This window comes from Gemmatimonadota bacterium (genome assembly GCA_016209965.1).
Lineage (GTDB): Bacteria > Gemmatimonadota > Gemmatimonadetes > Longimicrobiales > RSA9 > JACQVE01.
Map to the genome: position 1 here is coordinate 1 of JACQVE010000338.1, position 3,388 is coordinate 3,388.

Sequence of the window (3,388 nt, forward strand, 5' to 3'; positions counted from 1 at the left end):
CGCACCCAGGAGCAGGCCCTGGGATGCCTGCGCAGCGGCGGGCGCCTCGTGCTGGTGGGCTACAGCCCGGAAGCCATGCGGCTCAACGCGGGGCGGGTCATGTTCCGGGAGATCGAGGTGCTGGGCTCCTTGGGCTGCCGGCCCGTGGACTACCCCCGGGTCATCGAGCTGGTGCGCAGAGGGCGCATCGCGCTCGAGCCCCTGGTCACTCATCGCTTCCCGCTGGAGCAGATCGACGAGGCGTTCGACGCGCTGCGGAGCGGCGGGGCGCTGCGCGCGGTCGTCATGCCCTGAAGCGGTGGGGCCGGCCTGCTGCAGCCGGGCGCCGGCCGATCCTGTGCAGGTAGCGCTGTGGCAGGTGCGCCGCTGGCGCTGGCGGCTTGAGCTGGGCGAGTGCGGCGGGCCGTCGTGAATTGTCCTACTGATGCTGACAGGCCGGGACATCCTACCCCTCAGGGGTTGGCCCTGCGGCCCGAAAATGGCCGTGGGACGCGGTTTTTCGCCAGGCGGGCGGCGGTACAGCCATTGCCGCTGTAGCGGCGGTCCCGCGAGAGGAGGGCGTCATGTCCGCTGCCGCGCGTGTGCAGAGCGGGTCGCCGCCGCTGCTGGTCGACCTGATCGAGCTGATCCCTCGGCCATCGAGCTTCTTCCCCGTGCTCTTCCGGCGGGCGGAGTATGAGGCCCTGCCCGAGCTGGTCTTCTCCGCCTCGGCCGGAGTGTTCGTGGCGTATCACGCCGCCCGCTGGGTCGCCCTTGGTGAGCGCCTCGGCTTCGCTACGGCCGCCTTGATCGTCTTGCTGGTGGGCGCCGTGCTGGGGTTGGTGGCGCTGTATTTCGCGGGCGGGCTGCTCTCCTGGAGCGCCGACGCCCTCGAGGGCGAGGGCAATACGGAGCGCATGTACGCGGTGTTCGGCTACTCGAGCTGGCTCTTCCTGCCGCTGCTGGCGGTGGTCGTGCCCACGGAGCTCGCCTTTTATGGCACGGCGGCGCTTTCCGCGGTGCGGCCGGAGGCGCCTGCCCTGGCGGTCTGGGGGATACGCGCACTGGAGCTGGCGACACTCGCCATGTGGGCCATGCTCGTGACCAGGGGTACGGCAGTTGCGGCGCGGCTCGCGGACGTGAAGGCGGCAGAGGTGATTGCGCTTTCCTTGATCGAGATCGGCGGGATTGCGCTGCTGCTGCTGGTGATCGTGATACTCTCGTTCATGTATTGAGATTCCGCATGCGGCACCTTTCGCTGCGCTTCACGCTGGGCCTCGTGCTGGTCGACGTCGCGCTGGTCGGCGGGCTGCTGGTCGCGACCAGCCTGTGGAACACGCGCGCGCAGCGACACGACGCCCTGATCATCAACCTGACCGGGCTGCAGCGCATGCTCAGCCAGAAGATGGCCAAGGAGGCGGCGCTCGGGCTGGTGAAAGGGGACGGGCCGCGCTACGTCGAGCAGATGCACGCCACGGCCCACGAGTTTGCCGTGGACCTGCGCGCACTGATCCAGGGCGGCCCGGCGCAGTACATGGGCACCCTGGTCTGGCTGCCGCCCGCAGAGGACCCGGAGTTCCTGGCGGCGCTCGAGCGCGTGCAGGCGGACTGGGAGCCGCTGCACCGCGCGGCGCACGCGGTGCTGGAATCGGAGCCGGCCAGTCCCGCGTTCCAGCAGGGTGTGGCCGATCTGGAGCGCCTTTCTGGCGCCATCTTGACCAAGGTCGACGCTGCCGTCCGCGTCTACGAGGCGGCGGCAGAAGCCCGGGTGTCGCGCCTCGAGTTGGCGCAACTCGGCTTCCTGGCCGCCGGCGCGCTGGTCCTGCTGCTCAGTTACGCGCTCATCGTGCAGCGGGTGCTGCGGCCGGTGCGCGCGCTGGAGGCCGCGGCCAGCCGCATTGCGGCCGGGGACCTGGACAGCGCCGTGGACGTGCGGGTCGGCAACGAGCTGGGCAGGCTGGGAGAGGTGCTCGAGGGTATGCGTCGCGCCGTGAAGCAGCGGGGCGAGGTGGCGACACTCGAGTCCCGCGGCTGATCCTGCCCATGACGTGGCCGTGCGACGCTGGCGAGGCCCGGTTATCGACGGGAGGTCTTTCGGGCCAGCGCCGGCGCCGCACGGCGACCATGCCGGCCATGCTGGCCAATACCTGCGGGGCCCGGGACATGTCGTTCACGTAGTTGTGACGGGTACCACTGAGCACCGGCGTCCCACGCGCCTCAGGCTGTGGGGCAGACGACCGCAGCCCCCCGGGCCTTCCCTTCCCGCAGGTCGCGCAGCGCTTCATTGGCCTTTTCCAGGGGGTAGGTCTGCGCCTCCACCCGAATGGGGATGCGCGGCGCGAGGGCCAGGAACTCGAGGCCGTCCTGCCGGGTCAGGTTAGCCACGGAGCGGAGGACCCGCTCACCCCAGAGGAGGTGGTAGGGGAAGGAAGGGATATCGCTCATGTGAATGCCGCCGCAGACGACCACGCCGCCCCGGGCCACGGCGCGCAAGGCGATGGTCACCAGCTCCCCCGCCGGCGCGAAGATGATCGCTGCGTCCAGCTCGACGGGGCAGGGCTCGTCGGCCGCGCCTGCCCAGGCGGCGCCCAGCTCGAGGGCGAAGCGCTGGCCGGCGGCATCGCCGGGGCGCGTGAAGGCGTAAACCTTCCGCCCCTGATGCTTCGCCACCTGCACCAGGATATGCGCCGCGGCGCCGAAGCCGTAGAAGCCGACCCGCTCCGCATCCCCGGCCAGCCGCAGCGCGCGGTAGCCGATCAGGCCGGCGCATAGCAGCGGTGCGGCCTGGAGATCCGGGTAATCGGCCGGGATGGGGAAGCAGAAGCGCTGGTGCGCCAGTGCGAACTCGGCGAATCCGCCGTCGAGCTGGTAGCCGGTGAAGCGGGCGCGGCCGCAGAGGTTCTCCCGGCCGCTCCGGCAGTAGCGGCACTGCCCGCAGGTCCAGCCCAGCCAGGGCACGCCCGCGCGCTCGCCGGGGGCGAAGTCGCCCCCACCACCGCCCGCCTCCACCACCTCGCCCACGATCTGGTGACCGGGCACCAGCGGCAGCTTGGGCTCGGTCAGCTCGCCGTCCACCACGTGCAGGTCCGTGCGGCACACGCCGCAGGCGCGGACGCGCAGCAGGAGCTGGTCCGGCCCCGGCCGGGGCACCGGCAGTTCGCCCTCCCGGAGCGGCCGGCCGGGAGCGTCCAGGATCATCGCCCGCATGGGTGCCTCAGTGGTCGAGTTCCTAGGCGCGGTCACGCCGAATGCGACCGTACTTGCGAATTCGACCACTAAGATCGGCTGCGCGGCGGCTCGCGGGCAAGAATGAGGCCCTGCCTCATGGCTCGTCGGCTTTCCCCGCACACGGCTTTTCAGCTCCGTTCCCGGAGAGCCGGCCGTTGTGAAGCGCAAGTGCCCGCAGCCG

4 protein-coding genes are annotated in these 3,388 nt (G+C 71.1%); 3 read left to right on the top strand and 1 reads right to left on the bottom strand.

Features of this window, described 5'->3' with window-relative positions:
• The 3 genes from HY703_13540 to HY703_13550 form a co-directional block, all read left to right on the top strand.
• Window positions 1-294 (top strand): zinc-binding dehydrogenase (locus HY703_13540; GenBank protein ID MBI4546216.1); only part of this gene is annotated, 294 nt, incomplete at its 5' end.
• Window positions 295-563: 269 nt separating this feature from the next.
• A complete protein-coding gene (locus tag HY703_13545) occupies window positions 564-1,214 on the top strand; it encodes a hypothetical protein (GenBank protein MBI4546217.1) in 651 nt (216 codons plus the stop codon).
• Window positions 1,215-1,222: 8 nt separating this feature from the next.
• Complete coding sequence (locus tag HY703_13550; GenBank protein MBI4546218.1) at window positions 1,223-2,014, top strand: type IV pili methyl-accepting chemotaxis transducer N-terminal domain-containing protein; 792 nt, start codon at window positions 1,223-1,225, stop codon at window positions 2,012-2,014.
• Window positions 2,015-2,196: 182 nt separating this feature from the next.
• Here HY703_13550 and HY703_13555 read toward each other — a convergent pair whose 3' ends face one another.
• Window positions 2,197-3,186 (bottom strand): zinc-dependent alcohol dehydrogenase family protein, encoded by a 990-nt coding sequence (locus tag HY703_13555; protein MBI4546219.1) that lies wholly within the window; start codon window positions 3,184-3,186, stop codon window positions 2,197-2,199.
• Window positions 3,187-3,388 lie beyond the last annotated feature (202 nt).